Raw genomic sequence first — 914 nt, forward strand, 5'->3', positions numbered from 1 at the left:
CCTCGCCGGGCTCGGCTTGGTCGAGCTGCACGAGCCGGCCGACCCGCAGCAGGCGCACCCGGTCGAATGGTCTGTGACGCTGCACCCTCTGGTCCGTGACACCAACCGTGCCCACCCCGACGTCGCCGAGCACCCGGAAGGATTCCCGGCCGTGGCGGTACGGCTGGTGGCAGCGCTCGCCGAGGCGGAGCAGACCGGCCGGCCGGCAGACCCCGCCGCGTGGCCGTGGTGGCGGGCACTCACCCCGCACGCCACACACCTCCTCGGCCAGCACGCCATCCACCCCGACCCGCACATCACCACCACCGCCTGCCACGCCGCCGACCTGACCGGCCGCGCCCTGCACGCCCAGGGCAACTACCCACGAGCCGCCACCACCCTCCACGCCGTGCTCGACATCCGGCGGCGGGTCCTCGGCGAGGACCACCCCGACACCCTGACCACCCGCCACAACCTGGCCGGGGTGTGGCGTGACCAGGGCGACCGTCAGCGGGCCGCCGCCGAATATCAGGCGGTGCTGGACCTCCTGTGGCGGGTCCTCGGCGAGGACCACCCCGAAACCCTGACCACCCGCCACAGACTGGCCACGGTGTGGCGTGACCAGGGCGACCATCAGCGGGCCGCCGCCGAGTTCCAGGCGGTGCTGGACCTCCGGGGGCGGGTCCTCGGCAAGGACCACCCCGACACCCTGAACACCCGCCACAACCTGGCCCTGGCGCGGCACGACCAGGGCGACCGTCAGCGGGCCGCCGCCGAACTCCAGGCGGTGCTGGACCTCCGGTGGCGGGTCCTCGGCGAGGACCACCCCGACACCCTGACTACCCGCCACAACCTGGCCGTGATGCGGTACATCCAGGGCGACCGTCAGCGGGCCGCCGCCGAATATCAGGCGGTGCTGGACATCCAGCGGCGGG

1 protein-coding gene is annotated in these 914 nt (G+C 73.9%); it reads left to right on the plus strand.

Annotated elements, in window-relative coordinates; translation table 11 throughout:
- Positions 1-914: tetratricopeptide repeat protein (locus Dsi01nite_RS56935; protein ID WP_203854886.1), on the plus strand; the 914-nt coding region annotated here is incomplete at both ends.

The sequence above is a fragment of the Dactylosporangium siamense genome (genome assembly GCF_016862795.1).
GTDB lineage: Bacteria > Actinomycetota > Actinomycetes > Mycobacteriales > Micromonosporaceae > Dactylosporangium > Dactylosporangium siamense.